The organism is Gilvimarinus sp. F26214L (assembly GCF_054401055.1).
In genome coordinates, this window is sequence record NZ_JBTIYG010000002.1 from 251,907 (window position 1) to 271,970 (window position 20,064).

Genomic DNA, 20,064 nt, shown 5'->3' on the forward strand with positions numbered 1-20,064 from the left:
TGAACTGCGGCGCGCCAGTATACCTGCACTGCCACTATACCCGCACTGATGTTCCGTGCTCCGTCGTCAGTCCTCGCCGGCGTCCGCCATCCCCAACTCTTTCAGCTTGCGTGTGAGCGTGTTGCGCCCCCAGCCGAGCAGGTTGGCGGCGTCGCGCTTGCGACCCGCTGTGTGCTTCAGTGCGGTTTCGATCAACGAGCGCTCGAAGGTGGGTACTGCCTCGGACAGGATATCCTGCTGCCCGCGGGCCAGGGCCTGATCCGCCCACATTCGCAGCGCATTGTCCCATTCGCTGCCGTTGCTGGTGATTTCCCCTCTTTCCAGCAACTCCGGCGGCAGGTCTTCCAGATGCACTTCACGCCCCGCGGCCATTACGGTCAGCCAGCGGCAGGTGTTCTCCAGCTGGCGCACGTTGCCGGGCCAGGCCAGACTGCACAGATAGTTTTCCGTGGCGGGAAGCAGGACCTTCGGCTCCACGCTCAATTCGGCGGCGGCCAGGTGAAAGAAATGCTTCGCCAGCTTGGGGATGTCCTCCGCCCGGTCCGCAAGCCTGGGAATGTGGATGCGAATCACGTTCAGCCGGTGGAACAGATCCTCCCGGAAACGATTGTCATCCACCAGCCGTTCCAGGTTCTGGTGGGTCGCGGCAATGATGCGTACGTCCACCTTGATGGGGGTGTGGCCGCCCACCCGGTAGAACTCCCCATCGGCCAGTACCCGCAGCAACCGGGTCTGAGTCTCCGCGGGCATGTCGCCGATCTCGTCCAGAAACAGCGTGCCCCCGTTGGCCTGTTCAAAGCGCCCGGTGCGCTGGGCACCGGCACCGGTGAACGCGCCTTTTTCGTGGCCAAAGAGCTCGGATTCAATCAGATCCCGGGGGATCGCCGCCATGTTCAGGGCAATGAAAGGATTGTGCCGGCGGGGGCTGTGGTTGTGCAGGGCGCGCGCGACCAGTTCCTTTCCCGTGCCGGACTCGCCGTTGATCAGTACAGTGATGTTGGATTGAGACAGGCGGCCGATCGCGCGAAACACCTCCTGCATGGCCGGTGCTTCCCCGATGATTTCACCGCCCACATCCGGCTCGTCGGGAATGCTGCCGTAGCGCTGTTCCCGCGCGTGGGCAAGGGCGCGGTGGGCGACGGCCAGGGCCTCATCCACGTCGAAGGGCTTCGGCAGGTATTCGAAGGCACCGCCCTGGTAGGCCGCTACCGCGCTGTCCAGATCCGAATGGGCCGTCATGATAATGACCGGAATGCCGGGGTGGTCGCGATGCAGGAGCTGGAGAAACTCCAGGCCGTCCATTCCCGGCATGCGGATGTCGCAGATGACGGCGCCGGGAGCCTGGCTGCGCAACTGCAGGCGCGCGCGATCCCCGCTTTCGAAACTCCGGGTTTGGATGCCCGCCTGGTTCAGTGCTTTTTCGAGCACCCAGCGAATGGAGCGGTCGTCGTCGATGATCCACAGTTGATTCAGTTTCTGCATAGCTGGCTTCCGTCCTTCAGCCCGCCCGGCGGCGGACTGTTGATCGATTGGGCTGTTGCTTGCCGGGCTGTGGGTGAATGGGCTGCGCCTGGATGGGGATGTAAATGGAGAATTCGGTGCGTCCGGGTTCGCTGCGGCAGGCGATCAGCCCCAGGTGCTGACTGATGAGCTGCTGGGAGATCGCCAGCCCGAGCCCGGTTCCTTTGGCGCGGCCGGAGATCATGGGGTAGAAGATCTCCTCCACAATCTCGGCGGGTATTCCCGGCCCGTTGTCGATCACATCCACCCGGCACACCAGCGGATGGTGGAAGCGGCCGATGGTAAATTGGCGCTGGACGCGGGTGCGGATGCGGATCTCGCCCTGCGACACCATGCCCGCGTCTTCCAGCGCCTCCCAGGCGTTGCGGGCCACGTTCAGAATGGCCTGAATCAGCTGCTCCTTATCGCCGGGCAGCAATGGAATGCTGGGATCGTAGTCGCGGTCCACTTTCAGTAACCCCCCGGATTCCGCGCGTATCACCGCAGCAACCCGTTCGGTGACCTCATGGATATTGATCTCTTCCAGTTCCGCCGGCTGATGGGGGCCGAGCATCTTGTCCACCAGCTTACGCAGCCGGTCCGCTTCCTGAATGATGATCTGGGTATATTCTTCCAGGGTGCGGTCCGGCAGTTCGCGGGCCAGCAACTGGGCCGCGCCGCGGATTCCGCCCAAGGGGTTCTTGATCTCGTGCGCCATCCCCCGCACCAGGTTGCGGGTGGTCTCCTGGGCGGCGGTGGTCGCCTCCTCCCGGCTGATGCGGAGCAGGCGGTCCAGGTGTTGCGCTTCGACCAGCAGGCCGGCGCCGTGCCCCAGGGGGCTCACGGAATAGTCCACTGTCAGGCTCTGACCCGTTGGCAGATGCCAGCGGACCTGCCGCTTGGTATAGATGTGCTGAAACTGCGCCGCGTCGCGCATGGCTTCCAGAGCGCGTTCGCTCTCAAAGAAGCAATCCACCAGAGGCGAGCCGCTGGCCTGCTCACAACTGACGCCGAGCAGGGCTTCGGCCGCCGGATTGATGTAATGGACCAGCAGTTTCTCATCGACCAGCAATACGGCGCTGGTGAGGTTTTCGAAGAGCAATCTGAAATCGATTTCCGGGCGCATGGGCTCGTCCTACTGCGTGTATTTCCACATTTGCAAGAAGCAAACCAAAACTCAGCAGGGCCGGGAGCCCAGTAATGGCGGGGAGGTGGGAAAGAAAGTCTAGCAGACCAACCGGAGGGGTGCACCAAAGTGGTGCATTTAGGCGCCCTCTTGGTGCGTGTGCGAGACGTTGGGGCGTTGAAGCGGTGCGCTCAGGTCAGCGAGCGACGCTTGGACGGTGCACGTGGATCTGCACCGGCTCCGACTCAGCCAGGATTTCGCCCTCCCGGCTCACGACGCGGGCCTGAACCAGGTGGGTACCGCGCACCACGATGTTCTCGAGGCGGGTGCCAGGAAGGGGCGCGCCATTGTCCGTGATCTGCAGGTTGTGGTTGGGTTTGAGCGCGGGTTCCACCGCGACCTGGACCTCAACGCTCCGGACACCGGGATTCACGTGGAAATCATTGGGGGGGTAGGTTATGCGCAGTTGGTAATCGGTGGGCGCAGGCTCTTCCTCGCGGGGTGGGCGGTCCACGGTCGGTGCGGCCGGAAGCCGGTTCGATTCCTTCACCTCTACCTTGTCGGCCTGCTTCCCTCTTGGCGGTGAGTCCGTAAACGTGACCCGGCCCTGTTCATCCACCACCCGGTACACCTCTGCGCTCCACGCGGAGATGGCGAGCAGGAGCAGCAGTACGCCAGAGAGTCTGGATAAGGTTCCGAACCGATAGTGTCTCACTGATCACCTCTTACTCAGCATGGATGCCGTTCCCTAGTTTAGCGGTTGCGCCTTCCGTGAGCGAGCACAGAGCGCCGCTGCTGTGGACCCGTACAAATCAGAAGCACAAAAAAGCCCGGCTGCCGGCAGCCGGGCTTCATGGAGTCACTCGAGCGGTTTAAACGCTGTAGTAAAGGTCGAACTCCACGGGGTGAGTGGTCATTTGCAGTCGTTCCACTTCGCTCTGCTTGAGCTTGATGTAGGCATCGATCACGTCGTCCGTGAAGACTCCGCCTTCCTTCAGGAACTCCCGGTCCGCGTCCAGGGAGCGCAAAGCCTCGTCCAGGCTGGTGCACACGGTGGGAATTTCCCGCGCCTCTTCCGGCGGCAGGTCGTAAAGATCCTTGTCCGCCGGATCGCCGGGGTGAATCTTGTTCTTGATGCCGTCCAGACCCGCCATCAAATAGGCGGCAAAGCACAGGTAGGGGTTGGCGGTGTTGTCGCCGAAGCGCACTTCGATGCGCTTGCCCTTGGGGCTGGATACATAGGGGATGCGAATCGAGGCAGAGCGGTTGCGGGCGGAGTACGCCAGCATTACCGGCGCTTCGAAGCCGGGAACCAGTCGCTTGTAGGAGTTGGTGGACGCATTGCTGAAGGCGTTCAGGGCCTTGGCGTGCTTGATGATGCCACCGATGTAGTACAGGGCCAGCTCGGACATGCCGTGGTAGGCGTCGCCTGCAAACTGGTTGACGCCGTCCTTACTGAAGGACATGTGCACGTGCATACCGCTGCCATTATCGCCCACCAGCGGCTTGGGCATGAAGGTCGCGGTCTTGCCGTAGGCGTGAGCGACGTTGTGAATACAGTATTTAAGGATCTGCACCTCGTCCGCCTTCTTCACCAGGGTGTTGGCGCCAACGCCGATTTCACACTGGCCGGCGGTGCCCACTTCGTGGTGATGCACTTCCACCACCAGGCCCATTTGCTCCAGGGCGTTACACATGGCCGCGCGCAGGTCATGGAGCGAGTCCACGGGCGGCACCGGGAAGTAGCCGCCCTTGACTCCCGGGCGGTGACCCATGTTGCCTTCCTCATAGTTGTGCTCGGAGGCCCAGGCCGCCTCTTCAGACATGATCTTGTAGAAGGCCCCGGCCATGGTTGCGCCCCACTTGATGTCGTCGAACACGAAGAATTCGTTCTCCGGGCCGAAAAGAGCCTTGTCGCCGAGGCCGGATGCGGCGAGGTAGTTCTCGGCGCGCTGGGCGATTGAACGCGGGTCGCGTTCATAACCCTGCATGGTGGCGGGGTCGACGATGTTGCAGCGGACGATAACAGTGGGCTCGTCGGTGAATGGATCGAGTACCGCGCTGCTGTCATCCGGCATCAGGATCATGTCGGACTCCTGAATGCCCTTCCAGCCGGCGATAGAGGAGCCGTCGAACATTTTGCCGTCTTCGAAGAAGCTGTCATCCACCACAGTGGCAGGCATGGATACATGCTGCTCCTTCCCCTTCGTGTCGGTGAACCGCAGATCCACCCACTGTACGTCGTTGTCGTTGATTAGTTGCAGAGTTTTCTCTGACATGGATCCTCCAGGATGGCCGCGGCCACAGATTTGACTTGATTTGGTGTGTCACTGACGGATGCCGCCCGGGCGCTCCGTCTTCCATTCGAGCGAGAAGCGTGATCACCTGTGCGAGACGCCTAAATCACCATTTGCAAAATGTTTGCCAAAGCCGCGTATCAGCCAGAGCTCGCGCGCAGCAAGGGATTTCCACTTATACAGCAGGGGCCGCGACCTACATCGTGCACCAAAATGAAGCATTTGCGGCGCCACGGCGTCATTATGGTGCGTCCATCCGGATACGGAGCCTATCTGCTGCGCTTTTGGCGCCCGAGACGGTCCGGGCTGCGCCCGGGCGGGGATATCTCTATAATTCGGGCCCCACATTGCTCCACACAGGTTCCAACGCTTCATGCATTTCGTTGTTAAGTACTTCCCTGAAATTACCATTAAAAGTCCTCCGGTGCGCAAACGGCTCATCAAGCAGCTGCAGCGCAACCTGTCGCGCCTGCTCGGCGAGGTGGACCGGGAGCTGAAGGTACGCCGAACCTGGGACCGGATGGATATCGGAGTTCCCGACGACCGCCCCGCGACGGTCGCCCGCGTCAGCGAAGTTCTCGCCAATACCCCGGGCATCGCCTATTTCGCTGAAGCTCGACTGGTGGAATTTACGGATCTGGAAGACCTGGGCGCGAAGGTGCTCGCCATCCGCGGCGCGGAGCTGGACGGCAAGTCTTTCTGCGTTCGCGCCAAACGCTCCGGCAAGCACGACTTCAACTCCATGGATGTGGAGCGGCACGTGGGTGCCGCTCTGAACCGGGGCGTGGACAGCGCCCGGGTCCAGCTCAAGGACCCGCAAGTGACCGTCCGGGTGGAGGTGGTGGACGAGCACTGCTACGTGCTGCTGAACCATCGCCCCGGGCTGGGCGGCTTCCCTCTGGGTACCCAGGATGCAGTGCTTTCCCTGGTGTCCGGCGGCTTCGATTCCACGGTGGCCAGTTATATGACCGCCAAACGGGGTCTGCTCACCCACTTCTGTTTCTTCAACCTGGGCGGGCGCGCCCACGAGCTTGGGGTGAAAGAGGTGAGTTACTACCTGTGGCAGAAATACGGCGCGTCCCACGACGTAAAGTTCGTCACCGTACCTTTCGAGGGGGTGGTGAGTGAAATCATGTCCACCATCCACCACTCCCAGATGGGCGTCATCCTCAAGCGCATGATGCTGCGGGTGGCCAGCCGGGTTGCCGAGGAGATGAGCATTCAGGCCCTGGTCACCGGGGAAAGCGTGGCCCAGGTGTCCAGCCAGACACTGGCCAACCTGAGCGTCATTGACGCGGTCACCGATACCCTGGTGCTGCGCCCGCTGGTTACCATGGACAAGAGCGACATCATCACTCTCTCCCGCAAGATCGGAACCGAGGAATTTGCCGCCAGCATGCCCGAGTACTGCGGGGTCATTTCCCAGAAGCCCACCACCCGGGCCACGCTGGCGCGGGTCGAACGGGAAGAGGCGAACTTCGACTGGGACAAGCTCGAGTCGGCCTTCCAGCAGCGGCAATCGTTGCCCATCTCTGCAGTCGCGCAGCAGAGTATGGTGGAGGACAAGGAGGTGCCGGTGGTGGACACTGTGGATAGCGGGTCGGTGGTCATCGACATCCGGCATCCGAACGAGCAGGAGCAACAGCCGCTGGACATTGCGGACGTCATGAAGATTCCGTTCTACGAGCTCACTAGCCGATTCCCGGGCCTGGATGGGTCGGTCTGCTACCTGCTTTACTGCGACAAGGGCGTGATGAGCCAATTGCACGCCGCTCATCTGCAGGACGCCGGTTACAGCAATGTGGGCGTTTATCGTCCCGCAGGCTGATTGCGGTTTCCGACCGCCCTACGGCGACGGTGCCCGGGGACCACTCGCCCGCCGACGCACCCGTTGGGAAATCAGCGGGTGCCGGAGTTCCCGGGAGCAGGTACACTCTTGCTCAGTAATGATTGGCGGCCTGCGGGCCCCGGTCTGACGCCGCACGACTCGCCGCACCGGTTTGCCCGACCGCGCTGCGAACCAGTGCAATAACAACATTTGGACGTTTCTGCGCGCTGCTCGGCATGGGTCTACGGAAAAAACTACTGCTGCTGTGGTTTGTCCTGCTGCTATCGCCTCTGGCGATTCTCGGCAGTATCGGTTACGTCTACATCGACGCCCAACTGCGCCAGGATGCGCTGGATTACCAGACCGATCTTCTTCACTCCGTTTCATCCGTTGCCGGAATCTATTTCACCCTCCTGCGGGAGGGCAGTCGCCGCACCGCAGCCCGCTCCGAGCTGAGCGCCTTCGTCAGCGGCAGTCCCGGGGATGGACAGACGGCTACCGCGATTCTGCGCCGGCAACTGGATCGCAATCCGGCAGCCCAGGCCTATTGGGTGCTCAAGGGGGACCAGGCCCTGCTGACCGTTGGACGCTCCGGGCTCAGCCTTCCGGTGAGTCCCGAAGCCCTGGCCCGCCCCCAGGGTGACCAGCCCCACATCCAGTTCCTCCCCGCGGCGGGTGAAGCCGGTGGTTACATGGTTTCAGTCGCGCCGATTCCCGGAGGGTCAGCCGAGGGCCGGCCCGCCTTCCTGGCCGTTTTTGCCTCGTATGCTGCGCTGGAACGGCTGGTGGCATCCCGACCGACACGGGAGGCCCAGCTGCTGCTGGTGGACCGGGGCGGCAACGTGCTCACCCAGCGCGACGCCATCGATTTCCCCCGCCTGCCGGACTTTGCCCAACTGGTTCCTGGCGAGGAGGTCCGGGGCCGGGTCGCCGATAATTTCCGCCTCCGTGGCAAGCAATATCTGCTGGCCATGAACCGCCTGAGTGATGACTTCTGGCTGGTCTCCCTGACGGACAAGGCGGAAATATTCGCCAACAAGCGGCCGTACATCGTCATCTTCGTGACTGCGCTCGGATTGACGCTCATCCTTTCGGGAGCTGTTTTCACTCTGGTGGTGGATGACATCGCCATCAAGCCCGTGCAGAAACTCATTCGCGCCACACGGCAGATAGCCAAGGGCGATCTGAATCCGGAGCTGGATATCCGCAGCGACGACGAGCTGGGCGAGCTGGCCCTGTCCTTTCGGCAAATGGGCCGGCAGCTCTACCACACCAGCCGCCGTATCCGTCAGCTTGCCTATTTCGATTCCCTGACCCAGTTGCCGAATCGCACCACCTTGCGGGAGACCCTGAGTCGTCTGCTGGCCCAGAGCGATCGGGCGAACTGGAAAATCGCTGTCCTGTTCATCGATCTGGATGATTTCAAGAAGGTGAACGACCGGCTGGGCCACGAGGCCGGTGACGAGCTGCTGATTCAGATTTCCCAGCGGCTGAAGGACCGCCTTCGGCAGGCGGATCTGTTGTTTGGACACGCCGGGGTGGTCTCGGTGGATCAACTCATCAGCCGCAGGGGCGGCGATGAATTCAACGCGATCCTGACCTGCATCCGGGCTGCCCACGACGCGGCAGTGGTGGCCGAGCGAATCATCCAGGATCTCAACGAACCCTTCGTGGTTCACCAAAGCGAAATCCACGTGGGGGCCAGCGTTGGCATCGCACTGTTCCCCGATGACGGCACTGACGCCGATACGCTGCTGCGCAACGCGGACCTGGCCATGTATGAAGCCAAGGCCAAGGGCAAGAACAATTACCACATCTTCACTTCCGCGATAAATGACCAGGTTCATCAGCGGCTCGCCCTGGAAAACTCCCTCCAGGCGGCCATGGTGCACAGCCAGTTCCGCCTGTACTACCAACCCAAGGTGAGCCTGGTGGACATGAGTCCGGTGGGCTTCGAGGCGCTAGTGCGCTGGCAGCACCCCGAGCAGGGAGTGATTCTGCCCAGCCATTTCATTCCCGTGGCGGAAGAGAGCAACCTCATTCGCGACATCGGCAACTGGGTGCTGGCGGAATCCATGCAGCAGATTCAGCTCTGGGACCGACTGCTGCCCAGACATCTGCGCATCGCCATCAATATCTCCGCCCGCCAACTGGCGCAAACAGACCTGGTGGATCAACTGCGCATGATGATCGAGCACTTCGCCATCTCCCCCCAGCGCCTGGAGATTGAATTGACCGAAACCAGTGTGCTCCAGGACGAGGCCATGGCCGTGCAGCATCTGAGCGATCTGCGCGCCCTGGGGGTGGAGATCAGTCTCGACGATTTCGGCACTGGTTACTCGTCCCTGAGTTTCCTGCGCAAGCTGCCCATCGATACCGTCAAGATTGACCGCAGTTTTACCGCCAATGTGGTTCAGAACAGCGAGGCGCGGGCCATCGTCATCTCCCTTCTCAAACTCTGCAAGGAGCTGAACGTCAAAACCATTGCCGAGGGCATCGAGACCACGGAACAGCTCCAGTTCCTAATGGAGCACGGCTGCGATCAGGGGCAGGGCTTCCTGTTCTCGCGCCCCCTGCCCAGTCATGAAGTCCTGGCCTTCCTGGAAAAGCCCAGTTACCTGGCCCTGTCCTGACCGGCTTCGCAAACGGTCGACCTCAAGCCAGTCAGCCGGCCGGAAAAGGAGTTGTTTAGATTTTGGCCGGCCGCAGGTATAATCCCGCCCCCATTTTTTTGAAACCTGCCGCGTTCACCCCCGCCCGCAGTTCCTGAATTCGCCATTCTTTAGAGGTCCCTTTGTGATCGAGAAGCTCCGCAATATTGCCATCATTGCCCACGTTGACCATGGCAAAACCACCCTGGTGGACAAACTCCTGCAACAGTCCGGTACCCTGGATCGAAAGAGCCAGAGCTCCGAGCGAATCATGGACTCCAACGACCAGGAGAAAGAGCGGGGGATTACCATTCTCGCCAAGAACACCGCCATCGCCTGGAACGGCTACCACATCAATATTGTGGACACTCCCGGGCACGCCGACTTCGGTGGTGAAGTGGAGCGGGTGCTCTCCATGGTGGACTCGGTTCTGCTGCTGGTGGACGCGGTGGACGGACCCATGCCGCAGACCCGTTTCGTGACCGCCAAGGCGTTTGAAAAAGGCCTCAAGCCGATTGTGGTGATCAACAAGGTGGACCGGGAAGGCGCACGCCCGCACTGGGTCATGGATCAGGTTTTCGATCTGTTCGACCGGCTGGGCGCCACCGACGAACAGCTGGATTTCCCGGTAATTTACGCCTCCGCCCTCAACGGCATCGCCGGTTATGAAGCCGAGGAAATGCAGCCGGACATGACCCCCTTGTTCGAAATGATCGTGGAGCGGGTATCGCCTCCCGACGTGGACGTGGACGGCCCCTTCCAGATGCAGATCAGTGCTCTGGATTACAGCAGCTATGTCGGCGTCATCGGCATCGGCCGGATCAAGCGCGGCGCAGTTGCGCCCAGCTCTCCGGTCACGGTGGTGGACAAGGATGGCAAACAGCGCAAAGCGCGGGTGCTGAAAGTGATGGGGCACCTGGGGCTGGAGCGGGTCGAAATGGAGAAGGCCCGTGCCGGGGACATCGTGTGTGTGACCGGCATCGAGGATGTACACATCTCCGATACCGTATGCGACCCGGAGCACCCCGAGGCCCTGCCGCCCCTCAGCGTCGACGAACCCACCGTGAGTGTCACCTTTCAGGTCAACGATTCTCCATTCGCAGGCCAGGACGGCAAATACATCACTTCGCGCAACATCCGGGACCGCCTGGAACAGGAGCTCCTGCACAACGTAGCGTTGCGGGTGGAACAAGGGGACTCGGCCGACAAGTTCATTGTGTCCGGTCGCGGCGAGCTGCATCTGTCGGTCCTGATCGAAACCATGCGCCGCGAGGGCTTCGAGCTGGGCATTTCCCGGCCTGAAGTGGTTCAGAAGGAGATCGACGGCGAGATGTGCGAGCCCTTCGAAGAGGTGGTGGTGGACATCGAGGAGCAGCACCAGGGCTCGGTGATGGAGGAGCTCGGTCAGCGCAAGGCGGACCTGCGAAACATGCAGCCGGACGGCAAGGGAAGGGTGAAGCTCGAGTTTGTCATGCCGTCCCGGGGATTGATCGGCTTTCGATCGCTGTTCCTGACCCTGACTTCAGGCTCCGGCATCATGACCACGGTGTTCGACCACTATGGACCTGTCAAAGTCGGTGAGGTCGCCAAGCGTCAGAATGGCGTGCTGGTGTCCATGGTCAAGGGCAAAACCCTGGGCTACGCCTTGTTCAACCTTCAGGAGCGGGGCCGGTTGTTCGTGGGGCCGGGCGTGGACGTGTACGAAGGACAGATCGTCGGTCTGCATTCCCGCGGCAACGACCTGGTGGTGAATCCCACCAAGGCCAAGCAGTTGACCAACGTGCGCGCCTCCGGCAGCGATGAGAACATCATCCTCACCCCGCCGGTGCGTCACAGTCTTGAGCAGGCCATGGAGTTCATCGAAACCGATGAACTGGTGGAGGTGACTCCCAACCACATTCGTCTGCGCAAAAAACTGTTGACCGAGAACGAGCGCAAACGCGCGAAGAACTGATGATTGACCGCCCGGCTGCTTTCTCTCGGCAGCCGGGTGGACACCTGAGCTAAGCAGAGGCCGCTGCCGCGCATTCGTTGTGGCTGGGGCAGCTGATCAGATGGTCGTTCACCATTCCCGTTGCCTGCATGTGGGCGTAGCAGATGGTGGTGCCCACAAAACTGAAACCTTTTCGCTTCAATTCCTTGCTGAGTGCATCGGAGACGGGTGTGGACGCAGGCACCTGGTCGAGACTGCGCCAGCGGTTTTGCACCGGCACGCCGTCCACAAACTGCCAGAGGAAATCGCTGAAGCGAGTGCCGCCTTCCCGAAGGTCCAGATAGGCCCGGGCATTCCTGATCGCGCTCTCGATCTTCCGACGGTTGCGGATGATCCCGGAATTTTCGAGCAGTGCTGCGATGTTCTCGTCTGTGTAGCGGGCGATCTTTTCCGGATCGAAGTTATCGAAGGCCTGGCGGTAGGCTTCCCGCTTGCGCAGCACCGTGATCCATGAGAGTCCCGCCTGCGCGCCTTCAAGCAGCAAAAACTCGAACAGCGTGCGGTCGTCGAATAATGGCCGGCCCCATTCGGTGTCGTGATAGGTGATGTACAGCGCATCCCCGTGACACCAGCCGCAGCGGGGGTCGCCGGAGGGGACGCCGCCTTCGCGGGCCGGCTCGGGCTGATGATTGTGAGGGCTTGCTGGCGAATGGTCCGTCGTCATGTTTTTGCCTTTTCGGGGGTCGGCGGTTTCAGGCGATGGTAAATCGCCGCGTTGCCCCGGGCAAGGTAAGGGACGCCGGCGAACGGGACGTGCATCCCGATCCGGTTGCATCGCACCATGGGTGTACCTACCATGGTCCTTTTCGCAGGCGAAAGGGGAGCAGGTGCATCCTTTGGCTGGGTTCCCCGGCCGCCGGCATACATTTGCCAGGCCTGAACCCATGCTGATTCTGTATCCGGACATCAAGCCCTTTCGAACGCGACGCCTGAAAGTCGATCCCGTCCACACCCTCTACGTCGAACAAAGCGGCAACCCCGAAGGCATCCCGGTGCTCTTCGTGCACGGCGGCCCGGGTGGCGGCTGCTCCAAGCAGGATCGATGCTTCTTCGATCCGGAGAAGTACCACATCATCCTTTTCGACCAGCGCGGCAGCGGGCGTTCCACACCCCACGCAGAGCTGCGCGACAACACCACCCAGGCCCTCATCGAGGACATGGAGAAAATCCGCAAGGAGCTGAAGCTTGAGCGCTGGCTGCTCTTCGGCGGGTCCTGGGGTTCCACTCTGAGCCTGCTTTATGCCCAGGCCCATCCCCAACGGGTTCTCGGCCTGATATTGCGGGGGGTCTTTCTCTGTCGCCGGCGGGATCTGGACTGGTTCTATCAGGGTGGGGCCAGCCATCTGTTTCCCGACTATTGGGAGGACTTCCAGGCCCCCATACCCGAGGAGGAGCGGGGCGACATGATCACTGCCTACTACCGTCGCCTGACCGGTTCCAACGAGCTGGCAAAAATGGGGGCGGCCAAGGCCTGGTCGCTCTGGGAGGGCCATTGCTCCACTCTGCGGCCCTGCCATGAAGTGGTGGAGTCCTTCGCCGACCCGCACCGGGCTCTCGCCCTGGCGTGCATCGAGGCCCATTACTTTGTGAATAACGTATTTATCGACGAAGGCCAGATCATCAAACAGGCGGATCGCCTCCAGGGGATTCCCGGCATTATTGTCCATGGCCGGTATGACACCGTATGCCCCCTGGATAACGCCTTTGCTCTCCATCGGGTCTGGCACGAGTCGGAGTTACACATTATCCGGGACGCCGGCCATGCTTCCCGGGAGCCCAGTATCGTGGACGCACTGGTCCGCGCGACCCGGGACATGGCGTTTCGCTTTGAAGGGGACTACCTGACCCGCGCCTGACGAGCCCGGTGTCGGTCAGCTTCCGCGACTGCCCGCTTGAGCCGGTGCCTCGTTCTTTTTCAACCGCTGGATTCCGCCGCAGGCTCGACTGAGCACGGCCCCGGACCGCGTTTCGCCCTATAATGGCAGGCTTTGAACGCCAGGGGGACGAATGAGAGGGTTGCTGCAACGGGTATCCCAAGCCGAGGTGCAGGTTGAGGGTCGGAGCGTGGGCGCCATCGGTCGCGGCCTGCTGGTTTTTCTCGGTGTAGAAAAGGGGGATGGCGAGGAGCAGGCGGACAAGCTGCTCCACAAACTGGTGAACTACCGGGTATTCCCTGATTCCGAAGGCAAGATGAACCTTAGCCTGCTGGACGTGCAAGGCGGAATACTGGTGGTCTCCCAGTTCACCCTTGCGGCCGACACCGGCCGCGGCCTGCGACCCAGCTTTTCATCCGCCGCTCCGCCTGCGGAAGCGGAGCGCCTCTACGAGCTTTTCCTCGAGAAGCTTGCTGCGCTCCGGGAACAGGGGCTGCAGGTGGCCAGCGGCCGATTTGCGGCGGACATGCAGGTTTCCCTGATCAACGACGGCCCCGTCACCTTCCTTCTGAGCGCCTGATGTCCATGGTTCAGGATGAGCCACCCCTTCGCCGGAAATTGCGCTTAAATTTCCCTGGATAGGTGATAGAATGCGCGCCCCTGGGGCGGACTTTTGCCGCGCGAGTACCTTGCCAGCGCTCCGGGTCACCGGTGGAGCGTCCCGCCGATAGCACAAGCCCGACGCATTAGAAGAGTTTGAGGAGAGTTCGATGGAACCCATTTCCGCCGCTTTGACCGCCTTCGGCATTGCGATCCTGCTGATCAGCTGGGGCATGATGCTGATTACTTCATTCAAAGAAGACATGACCTGGGGCTTGAGCACCCTGTTCCTGCCGCCCCTCTCCTACCTGTACGGGCTGTTCCAGTGGTCCAAAGCCAAGGAGCCCATTCTGGCGGCCGTGCTTGGCCTCGTATTGCTGATTCTCGCCTGAGAACCTTCTCCTGGTCTGTGGGACGTCCTGTGCCGCAGACCTTAGCGCAGCAGCGGCACCAGTGATCTGTTGAACAGCCTGTCCTGGACTTTCGATAACGTACAGACCGCGACCCCCTGCGCCTGACCAAGCACCCAGGTATTCGATCACCGGGCCGAACGTCCCCGTTCGGCCCGGCAGGTTGTCGCTAGATCCTTTTCCTGGTCAACTAGCTAGTCCGCCGGCTGCTCCATGGGTTTTACCCAGCGACCGAAGAAGATTCCCACCTCGAACAACAGCCACATGGGCAGCGCCAACAGCGTCTGCGAGATGATATCCGGCGGCGTCAGGAACATGCCCAGCACAAAGCAGACAATGACCACGTAGGGTCGTTTGCGAGCCAATCCCTCCGGGCTGATAACGCCTGCCCAGATCAACAGAACAGTGGCCACTGGTGTTTCGAAGGCCAGACCGAAGGCGAAGGAAATCATCAGCACAAAGCTGAGGTAGGCGTTGATGTCGGGAGCCACTTCGATACCACCCGGAGCAATGCTGGTGAAAAAACCGAAGATCAGCGGAAACACCACGAAGTAGGCGAAGGCCACGCCCGCGTAGAAAAGCAGCACACTGGACACGAACAGCGGGATCGCCACCCGTTTTTCCTGCCGGTAGAGCGCGGGGGCGATAAAGCCCCAGACCTGATAAAGAATGAAGGGCATGGCCAGAAAAAAGGACACATAGAGCGTCAGCTTGAACGGCGCCAGGAAGGGCGAGGCCACTTCGAAGGCGATCATCTGGGCCCCTTCCGGAAGCACCTTCTGCATGGGCGTGGCGACGAAGGTGTAGATCTCGGGGGCGAAGTAGACCAGGCACAGAAACACGACCAGAACCGCCAGCAGACAGCGCAGCAGGCGATCGCGCAACTCTTTCAGATGGGCAACGAGGGGCAACTCCACGTCGTCGCTTTGCTTGTTTTCGGCGGATTGGGTCATCGGGGTCAGGTTTTCTTCTCGCCCCCGGCTTCGGGTTGATCAGCCGGTGTTGATTCTGGAGTTGCGGGTGATTGCGGGCGGCCCGGTTCCGTCCCTGTCGGATCCTCGGGTTTGTCGGCGTCGGCCATGGCTCCGTCGGCTTTGGCTCTATTGCCGCTGGTAGGATACAGCTCGCTCTCCAGCGCGATGTCTTCTTCCAGAGTCCGGTCCACCTCGCCGCGGAGCTTTTCCAGGTTCTGCATCACTTCTTCGTTGTGCAGCTCCCGGCGAATATCGTCGGCACCGATCTGTTGTTCGATTTCCCGACGTGTTTCCCGCAAGCTGCGTTTGAACCGGCCGATCCACAAGGTCACGGTGCGGACCGCTTCGGGCATGCGCTCGGGCCCCAGCACCAGCAGGGTGATGGTGGCGATAACAAGCAGTTCGGTAAAGCCGACGTCAAACACGGATTATTTTTCCTGCTTGACCTTGTCTGCTTCGCTGTCCACCACTCGTTCCTGAGTTCCGTCTGCGGTTTTGTGCTCCACCGCCGGGTCCTCTGTTGAAGAGGCGTTCTCGTCCTCGTTCAGGCCCTTTTTGAAGCTCTTGATGGCCCCCCCCAGATCGCCGCCAATGTTGCGCAGGCGCTTGGTGCCGAAGATCAGCACCACGATCGCGAGGATGATAAGCAATTGCCAGATACTGATGCCGCCTAAACCCATACTGTGTACTCCGCGTGTGCGTGTTCGTAATCAACCGGCCCTCAGGTACTGCGCGAGGCCTTCTCTTCTATTCCCGACCGACCAAAGCGCCGCTGCAATTCCGCCAGAACGGCCTCGTGGGATTCCCCCAGGTGAGAGAGCATCACCATACAATGAAACCACAGGTCTGCAGTTTCAGCGATCAGTTCACGGCCGTCGCCGCTACGCTCGGCATCCTTGGCGGCAAGCAGTGTTTCCGTGCACTCTTCCCCAACCTTTTCGAGGATCTTGTTCAGGCCCTTTCGGTGCAGACTGGCCACGTAGGAGCTGCCGTCCTCCCCGGTCTGCTTGCGGGTTTCCAGCAACGCGGCCAGTTCTGTCAGCGTATCGCTCATGTCGCTTGTATACCTCGAGAGTAACTGCGGCTTCCGACACTGTCGGCGGATTCAGCGGCGGGTGAAGGAACGGGGCGCAAGAGCCGCCGTTGTCCGCCCGCTAGTAGATTTCGGCCGGGTCCTTTATCACTGGCTCAACCGTATCCCATTGCCCGTCCCGGAGCACCCGGTAGAAGCAGGAACTACGGCCAGTATGACACGCTACGCCGCCAACCTGTTCAACCTGCAGAATGATGGCATCGGCGTCGCAATCCAGTTGAATCTCGTGAACCTGTTGAACATGGCCGGAGCTTTCGCCCTTGCGCCACAACCTGTTTCGGGAGCGCGACCAATAGACGGCGCGCCCTTCCGCGGCAGTCTGGCTCAGCGCCTGACGGTTCATCCAGGCCATCATTAAAATGCGACCGCTGGCGGCGTCCTGGGCGATGGCGGGCACCAGACCCTGGTCGTTCCACTGAACGGCGTTGAGAAAGTCGTTGTTGCCGGCTTGCTGATTCACGAGGCTCCCATCAGTTTATTGCGCTGGCATCGGTTTGCTGCCGGCATTGTACTGCCTGGACCAATGCCGTGAGATTCTACCGCAATAGCAGGGCCAATGCGCCAATTACCATCAGCCCCAAAGCGGCGGGAGACAGGCTGTCAGCGGGCAGCCAGTGAGGCACCGACAGGACCAGCCCGGCAGCGAGGGCAAGCATCCCCAGGCGGCCCCGCCGGCGGCTGCGTTCTTCCCTCTGCTGGCGGAGGATGGCCTGGCGGTTTAACTCCCGGGTGCGCTGATCCAGGTCGCTGAGCTGCTCCAGGCTCTGAAACAGCAGGTTGGGAACCTGCGGAAACTTTTCGAGCCACTCGGGGCCGTAGCGGCGCAACTGCGCGGCGAGAGCGCGCGGGTGAAAGCGCTCGTGCAGCCAGCGCTCCAGATAGGGGTGAGCCGTGCGCCAGAGGTCCAGGTCCGGGTAAAGCTGCCGCCCCAGGCCTTCGATGTTGAGCAGCGTCTTCTGCAGCAGCACCAGCTGGGGCTGGACCTCCATGTCGAATTCCCGCGCGGTCTGGAACAGGCTGAACACCACCCGGCCGAAGGAGATGTCCTTCAGGGGTCGTTCGAAGATGGGTTCGCACACGGTGCGCACCGCGGCCTCGAATTCGTTCACGTTGGTGTCTTCCCGGACCCAGCCGCTCATTACGTGCAGTTCGGCCACCATGCGATAGTCGCGGCGGAACATGGCGAGCAGATTGCGCGCGAGGTAATACTGATCCTCCCGGGTGAGCGACCCGACGATGGCCATGTCCACTGCGATATAGCTGGGCCGTTCGGGGGCGCTGGCGTCCACGAAAATATTCCCCGGGTGCATATCCGCATGGAAGAAGTTGTGCTCGAAGACCTGGGAGAAGAAGATTTCCACCCCGCGCTCGGCCAGCAGCTTCATATCCGTGCCCCTGGCTCGCAGGGCTTCCACATCGGTCACAGGTATGCCGTTGATCCGCTCCATGACCATGACCTTGCTGCGTACCAGGGGCCAGTACACGTCCGGTACGTAAAGCAGGGGCGAATGGGAAAAGTTGCGGCGCAGTTGTGACGCGTTGGCGGCTTCCCGCTGCAGGTCCAGCTCGTTGTTGATGGTGTAGCGATATTCCTCTACGACCTCCACCGGGCGCAGGCGCCGGCCATCGGGCAGCACCCGTTGTAACCAGCGGGCGAGGATGAGCATCAGCGCAACGTCCTTGCTGATGACCTTTTCGATGCCGGGTCGAATGGCCTTGACCACCACTTGCTGCCCGTCCGGGAGTACGGCGGCATGGACCTGAGCCACAGAGGCGGATGCCAGCGGATCCCGTTCGAAGTGGGCGAACAGGGTTTCGACGGGGCCGCCCAGCGCTTCTTCAACAATTCCCTGGAATTGCTCGCTGGGAAAGGGTGGCACGTTGTCCTGCAGGCGGTCCAACTCCCCAGCGATGTCCGCAGGTACCAGATCGGGCCGGGTGGACAGCAGCTGACCGAATTTTATGAAGATGGGCCCCAGGTCTTCACACGCTTCCCGCAGGCGCTGGCCGCGCGGCCGGCGCGGCTCCGGCAGAAGGCGCGCCGGCAGAAACAGCATACGCAGCGCCCAGGGGAGCGGGCGTGCCGTAAAGAAGGTGTCCAGGCGATGCTTGATGGCGATGCGGATGATGGCGAACAGGCGCAGGAAAACAGGTAGCGACATTATCGGTTGTTCTTCTCCGCGTTCTGGCTGCGGGCGATCAGGGCATCCAGGCGCGCCGCCAGCCGATCGGTGCCCAGGCGCACCTGGTCCACCTGCTCGTAAAAATGCTCCAGTTCCGCACGGGCGGGTGTGGTGTTCAGCTCCTCGCTGAGATACTCACCGAGCAGCCGCTCAAAACTGCTCTTTCGCCCCCGGACCCACCCGCCCAGGGATCGCAGGGAAGTGGCTCCGCGATGCGCTGCCAGGTCACCGACCACTTCGCTCACTGCGTCCTCCCAATCGATGTCCAGGTTGTGCAGAATGCGCTGCAGTTCCTGCAGGAGTCCGGTGCCGCCGTACACCTCGACGCTCGAGTCGGCCAGGCTGAGGCGTTCGGATCCGAGCAGCGAAGCCAGGGCCACGGGGCTGCCCACCAGCCGTGTTTCCACTTCGCCTTCATGGTGGCTGAGAATCCGAAGGCCCTCTGTATCCGACATGAGGTAGAGCTGAAGTCTCGGGGAACTTACTTCCACTGCTAGGACCCGGCCGCGCAGACGCGTCAGAGCGAGGCGGCTTGCCGGGTCATAACGCAGAGCCCCGTTTACCGCTGCTTCGAGCGCGGCGGCGAGGGCGCTGCTCAGGGTGGGATCGGGCATCAGGGCTTGATCCCCTTGTGCAGAGCGACGATGCCGCCGGTGAGATTGAAATACTCACAGTTGGTGAAACCGGCGTTCTCCATCATGGATTTCAGCGTGTCCTGGTCCGGATGCATGCGAATGGACTCGGCCAGATAGCGATAGCTTTCCGAGTCGTTGGCTACCAGTTTGCCCATGGCCGGCAACACATCGAAGGAATAACGGTCGTAAAGGCTGCTCAGCAGTTTGCTCCGGGGCTTGGAAAACTCCAGCACCAGCAATCGACCGCCGGGTTTGAGGATGCGCTGCATGGACGCGAGTGCACGGTCTTTATCCGTTACGTTGCGCAGGCCAAAGGCGATGGTGATGCAGTCCAGGCTGTTGTCGGCGAATGGCAGAGCCTGGGCATCAGTCTGCAGAAACTCCACGTTGCCGACCACGCCCTTGTCAATCAGCCGGTCGCGACCGACTCGCAGCATGGATTCGTTGATGTCCGCCAGGAACACCTGACCCTCAGCGCCCACCAATCGGGAGAAGGCAATGGACAAATCGCCTGTGCCGCCGGCGATGTCCAGCACTCGCTGGCCCGGCCGGACGGCGGCCACCTCTACGGTAAAGCGCTTCCACAGCCGGTGTACGCCCCCGGACATAAGGTCATTCATGAGGTCGTACCGGGCCGCCACGGAGTGGAAGACTCCCGCGACCTTATCGGCCTTTTCCTCGGTTCTTACCCGTTCAAAGCCGAAGTGGGTTGTGCCGTCTTCTCCGGCGGATGGGTCGGTGGTGTCGTGGCGGGTTCCTGTGGTGCGGGAACCCGGCCGGGAACTTTCATCAGGCATTGACATGGAGTCTCGGGTCACTAGGCTGGGCGGCCATTGTACTCTGCTGGACAGCTAACTCCAGTGGTGCATGGGCGGCGGGGCGCCGGATTGAGTCCCGCCC

At 61.5% G+C, this 20,064-nt stretch carries 19 protein-coding genes; 6 read left to right on the top strand and 13 right to left on the bottom strand.

Features of this window, described 5'->3' with window-relative positions; genetic code table 11:
- Positions 1–66 precede the first annotated feature (66 nt).
- The 4 genes from glnG to glnA form a co-directional block, all read right to left on the bottom strand.
- The gene (gene glnG, locus ACURWW_RS03405; RefSeq protein ID WP_445615619.1) at positions 67–1,482 is read right to left on the bottom strand and encodes a nitrogen regulation protein NR(I); all 1,416 of its coding nucleotides are present in this window, start codon (positions 1,480–1,482) and stop codon (positions 67–69) included.
- Between the two features lie 16 nt (positions 1,483–1,498).
- The gene (gene glnL, locus ACURWW_RS03410) at positions 1,499–2,626 is read right to left on the bottom strand and encodes a nitrogen regulation protein NR(II) (protein WP_445615620.1); all 1,128 of its coding nucleotides are present in this window, start codon (positions 2,624–2,626) and stop codon (positions 1,499–1,501) included.
- 196 nt (positions 2,627–2,822) lie between these two features.
- Positions 2,823–3,341, bottom strand: a complete 519-nt coding sequence (locus ACURWW_RS03415) for a DUF4124 domain-containing protein (RefSeq protein ID WP_445615621.1) — start codon at positions 3,339–3,341, stop codon at positions 2,823–2,825.
- Positions 3,342–3,498: 157 nt separating this feature from the next.
- A complete protein-coding gene (gene glnA, locus ACURWW_RS03420; RefSeq protein ID WP_445615622.1) occupies positions 3,499–4,905 on the bottom strand; it encodes a glutamate--ammonia ligase in 1,407 nt (468 codons plus the stop codon).
- A gap of 391 nt (positions 4,906–5,296) precedes the next feature.
- Here glnA and thiI point away from each other — a divergent pair, with 391 nt between their 5' ends.
- From thiI to typA, 3 genes are all read left to right on the top strand, one after another.
- Positions 5,297–6,751: a tRNA uracil 4-sulfurtransferase ThiI gene (thiI, locus tag ACURWW_RS03425; RefSeq protein ID WP_445615623.1), complete on the top strand. Its 1,455-nt coding sequence runs from the start codon at positions 5,297–5,299 to the stop codon at positions 6,749–6,751.
- Between the two features lie 236 nt (positions 6,752–6,987).
- Positions 6,988–9,384 carry a putative bifunctional diguanylate cyclase/phosphodiesterase gene (locus tag ACURWW_RS03430; protein WP_445615624.1) on the top strand — a complete coding sequence of 799 codons (2,397 nt, stop codon included), beginning with the start codon at positions 6,988–6,990 and terminating at the stop codon, positions 9,382–9,384.
- Between the two features lie 163 nt (positions 9,385–9,547).
- Positions 9,548–11,356, top strand: coding sequence for a translational GTPase TypA (typA, locus tag ACURWW_RS03435; RefSeq protein ID WP_445615625.1), 1,809 nt, complete (start codon positions 9,548–9,550; stop codon positions 11,354–11,356).
- Positions 11,357–11,405: 49 nt separating this feature from the next.
- Here the strand turns inward: typA and ACURWW_RS03440 are convergent, their stop codons facing one another.
- Entirely contained in the window at positions 11,406–12,059 is a 654-nt protein-coding gene (locus ACURWW_RS03440) for a DNA-3-methyladenine glycosylase I (RefSeq protein WP_445615626.1), read from the bottom strand.
- A 220-nt stretch (positions 12,060–12,279) separates the two neighbouring features.
- Here ACURWW_RS03440 and pip point away from each other — a divergent pair, with 220 nt between their 5' ends.
- From pip to ACURWW_RS03455, 3 genes are all read left to right on the top strand, one after another.
- On the top strand, positions 12,280–13,251 hold the full coding sequence (pip, locus tag ACURWW_RS03445) for a prolyl aminopeptidase (protein WP_445615627.1): 972 nt from the start codon (positions 12,280–12,282) through the stop codon (positions 13,249–13,251).
- 151 nt (positions 13,252–13,402) lie between these two features.
- Entirely contained in the window at positions 13,403–13,849 is a 447-nt protein-coding gene (dtd, locus tag ACURWW_RS03450; protein ID WP_445615628.1) for a D-aminoacyl-tRNA deacylase, read from the top strand.
- Between the two features lie 190 nt (positions 13,850–14,039).
- Positions 14,040–14,261: a hypothetical protein gene (locus ACURWW_RS03455; protein WP_445615629.1), complete on the top strand. Its 222-nt coding sequence runs from the start codon at positions 14,040–14,042 to the stop codon at positions 14,259–14,261.
- 212 nt (positions 14,262–14,473) lie between these two features.
- Here the strand turns inward: ACURWW_RS03455 and tatC are convergent, their stop codons facing one another.
- From tatC to ubiE, 8 genes are all read right to left on the bottom strand, one after another.
- Positions 14,474–15,232 (bottom strand): twin-arginine translocase subunit TatC, encoded by a 759-nt coding sequence (gene tatC / locus ACURWW_RS03460; protein WP_445615630.1) that lies wholly within the window; start codon positions 15,230–15,232, stop codon positions 14,474–14,476.
- A 5-nt stretch (positions 15,233–15,237) separates the two neighbouring features.
- Positions 15,238–15,678: a Sec-independent protein translocase protein TatB gene (tatB, locus tag ACURWW_RS03465; RefSeq protein ID WP_445615631.1), complete on the bottom strand. Its 441-nt coding sequence runs from the start codon at positions 15,676–15,678 to the stop codon at positions 15,238–15,240.
- A gap of 3 nt (positions 15,679–15,681) precedes the next feature.
- Positions 15,682–15,933, bottom strand: a complete 252-nt coding sequence (gene tatA / locus ACURWW_RS03470) for a Sec-independent protein translocase subunit TatA (RefSeq protein ID WP_445615632.1) — start codon at positions 15,931–15,933, stop codon at positions 15,682–15,684.
- Between the two features lie 41 nt (positions 15,934–15,974).
- Positions 15,975–16,307: a phosphoribosyl-ATP diphosphatase gene (locus tag ACURWW_RS03475; RefSeq protein WP_445615633.1), complete on the bottom strand. Its 333-nt coding sequence runs from the start codon at positions 16,305–16,307 to the stop codon at positions 15,975–15,977.
- 100 nt (positions 16,308–16,407) lie between these two features.
- Complete coding sequence (gene hisI / locus ACURWW_RS03480) at positions 16,408–16,806, bottom strand: phosphoribosyl-AMP cyclohydrolase (protein ID WP_445615634.1); 399 nt, start codon at positions 16,804–16,806, stop codon at positions 16,408–16,410.
- Positions 16,807–16,882: 76 nt separating this feature from the next.
- Positions 16,883–18,508 carry a ubiquinone biosynthesis regulatory protein kinase UbiB gene (gene ubiB, locus ACURWW_RS03485; protein ID WP_445615635.1) on the bottom strand — a complete coding sequence of 542 codons (1,626 nt, stop codon included), beginning with the start codon at positions 18,506–18,508 and terminating at the stop codon, positions 16,883–16,885.
- The gene (locus ACURWW_RS03490; protein ID WP_445615636.1) at positions 18,508–19,143 is read right to left on the bottom strand and encodes a ubiquinone biosynthesis accessory factor UbiJ; all 636 of its coding nucleotides are present in this window, start codon (positions 19,141–19,143) and stop codon (positions 18,508–18,510) included. Before ACURWW_RS03490 ends, ubiB begins: the two co-directional genes overlap by 1 nt.
- Entirely contained in the window at positions 19,143–19,961 is an 819-nt protein-coding gene (gene ubiE / locus ACURWW_RS03495; protein ID WP_445615637.1) for a bifunctional demethylmenaquinone methyltransferase/2-methoxy-6-polyprenyl-1,4-benzoquinol methylase UbiE, read from the bottom strand. The genes ACURWW_RS03490 and ubiE overlap by 1 nt, the downstream gene beginning before the upstream one ends.
- Between the last annotated feature and the right edge of the window lie 103 nt (positions 19,962–20,064).

What these genes read in the sequence shown, in the direction of transcription:
- glnG (WP_445615619.1), bottom strand. Translation starts at nt 1,482, where the DNA reads ATGCAGAAACTGAATCAACTGTGGATCATCGACGACGACCGCTCCATT.
- glnL (WP_445615620.1), bottom strand. Translation starts at nt 2,626, where the DNA reads ATGCGCCCGGAAATCGATTTCAGATTGCTCTTCGAAAACCTCACCAGC.
- glnA (WP_445615622.1), bottom strand. Translation starts at nt 4,905, where the DNA reads ATGTCAGAGAAAACTCTGCAACTAATCAACGACAACGACGTACAGTGG.
- thiI (WP_445615623.1), top strand. Translation starts at nt 5,297, where the DNA reads ATGCATTTCGTTGTTAAGTACTTCCCTGAAATTACCATTAAAAGTCCT.
- ACURWW_RS03430 (WP_445615624.1), top strand. Translation starts at nt 6,988, where the DNA reads ATGGGTCTACGGAAAAAACTACTGCTGCTGTGGTTTGTCCTGCTGCTA.
- ACURWW_RS03440 (WP_445615626.1), bottom strand. Translation starts at nt 12,059, where the DNA reads ATGACGACGGACCATTCGCCAGCAAGCCCTCACAATCATCAGCCCGAG.
- pip (WP_445615627.1), top strand. Translation starts at nt 12,280, where the DNA reads ATGCTGATTCTGTATCCGGACATCAAGCCCTTTCGAACGCGACGCCTG.
- dtd (WP_445615628.1), top strand. Translation starts at nt 13,403, where the DNA reads ATGAGAGGGTTGCTGCAACGGGTATCCCAAGCCGAGGTGCAGGTTGAG.
- ACURWW_RS03455 (WP_445615629.1), top strand. Translation starts at nt 14,040, where the DNA reads ATGGAACCCATTTCCGCCGCTTTGACCGCCTTCGGCATTGCGATCCTG.
- tatC (WP_445615630.1), bottom strand. Translation starts at nt 15,232, where the DNA reads ATGACCCAATCCGCCGAAAACAAGCAAAGCGACGACGTGGAGTTGCCC.
- tatA (WP_445615632.1), bottom strand. Translation starts at nt 15,933, where the DNA reads ATGGGTTTAGGCGGCATCAGTATCTGGCAATTGCTTATCATCCTCGCG.
- ACURWW_RS03475 (WP_445615633.1), bottom strand. Translation starts at nt 16,307, where the DNA reads ATGAGCGATACGCTGACAGAACTGGCCGCGTTGCTGGAAACCCGCAAG.
- ubiB (WP_445615635.1), bottom strand. Translation starts at nt 18,508, where the DNA reads ATGTCGCTACCTGTTTTCCTGCGCCTGTTCGCCATCATCCGCATCGCC.
- ACURWW_RS03490 (WP_445615636.1), bottom strand. Translation starts at nt 19,143, where the DNA reads ATGCCCGATCCCACCCTGAGCAGCGCCCTCGCCGCCGCGCTCGAAGCA.
- ubiE (WP_445615637.1), bottom strand. Translation starts at nt 19,961, where the DNA reads ATGCCTGATGAAAGTTCCCGGCCGGGTTCCCGCACCACAGGAACCCGC.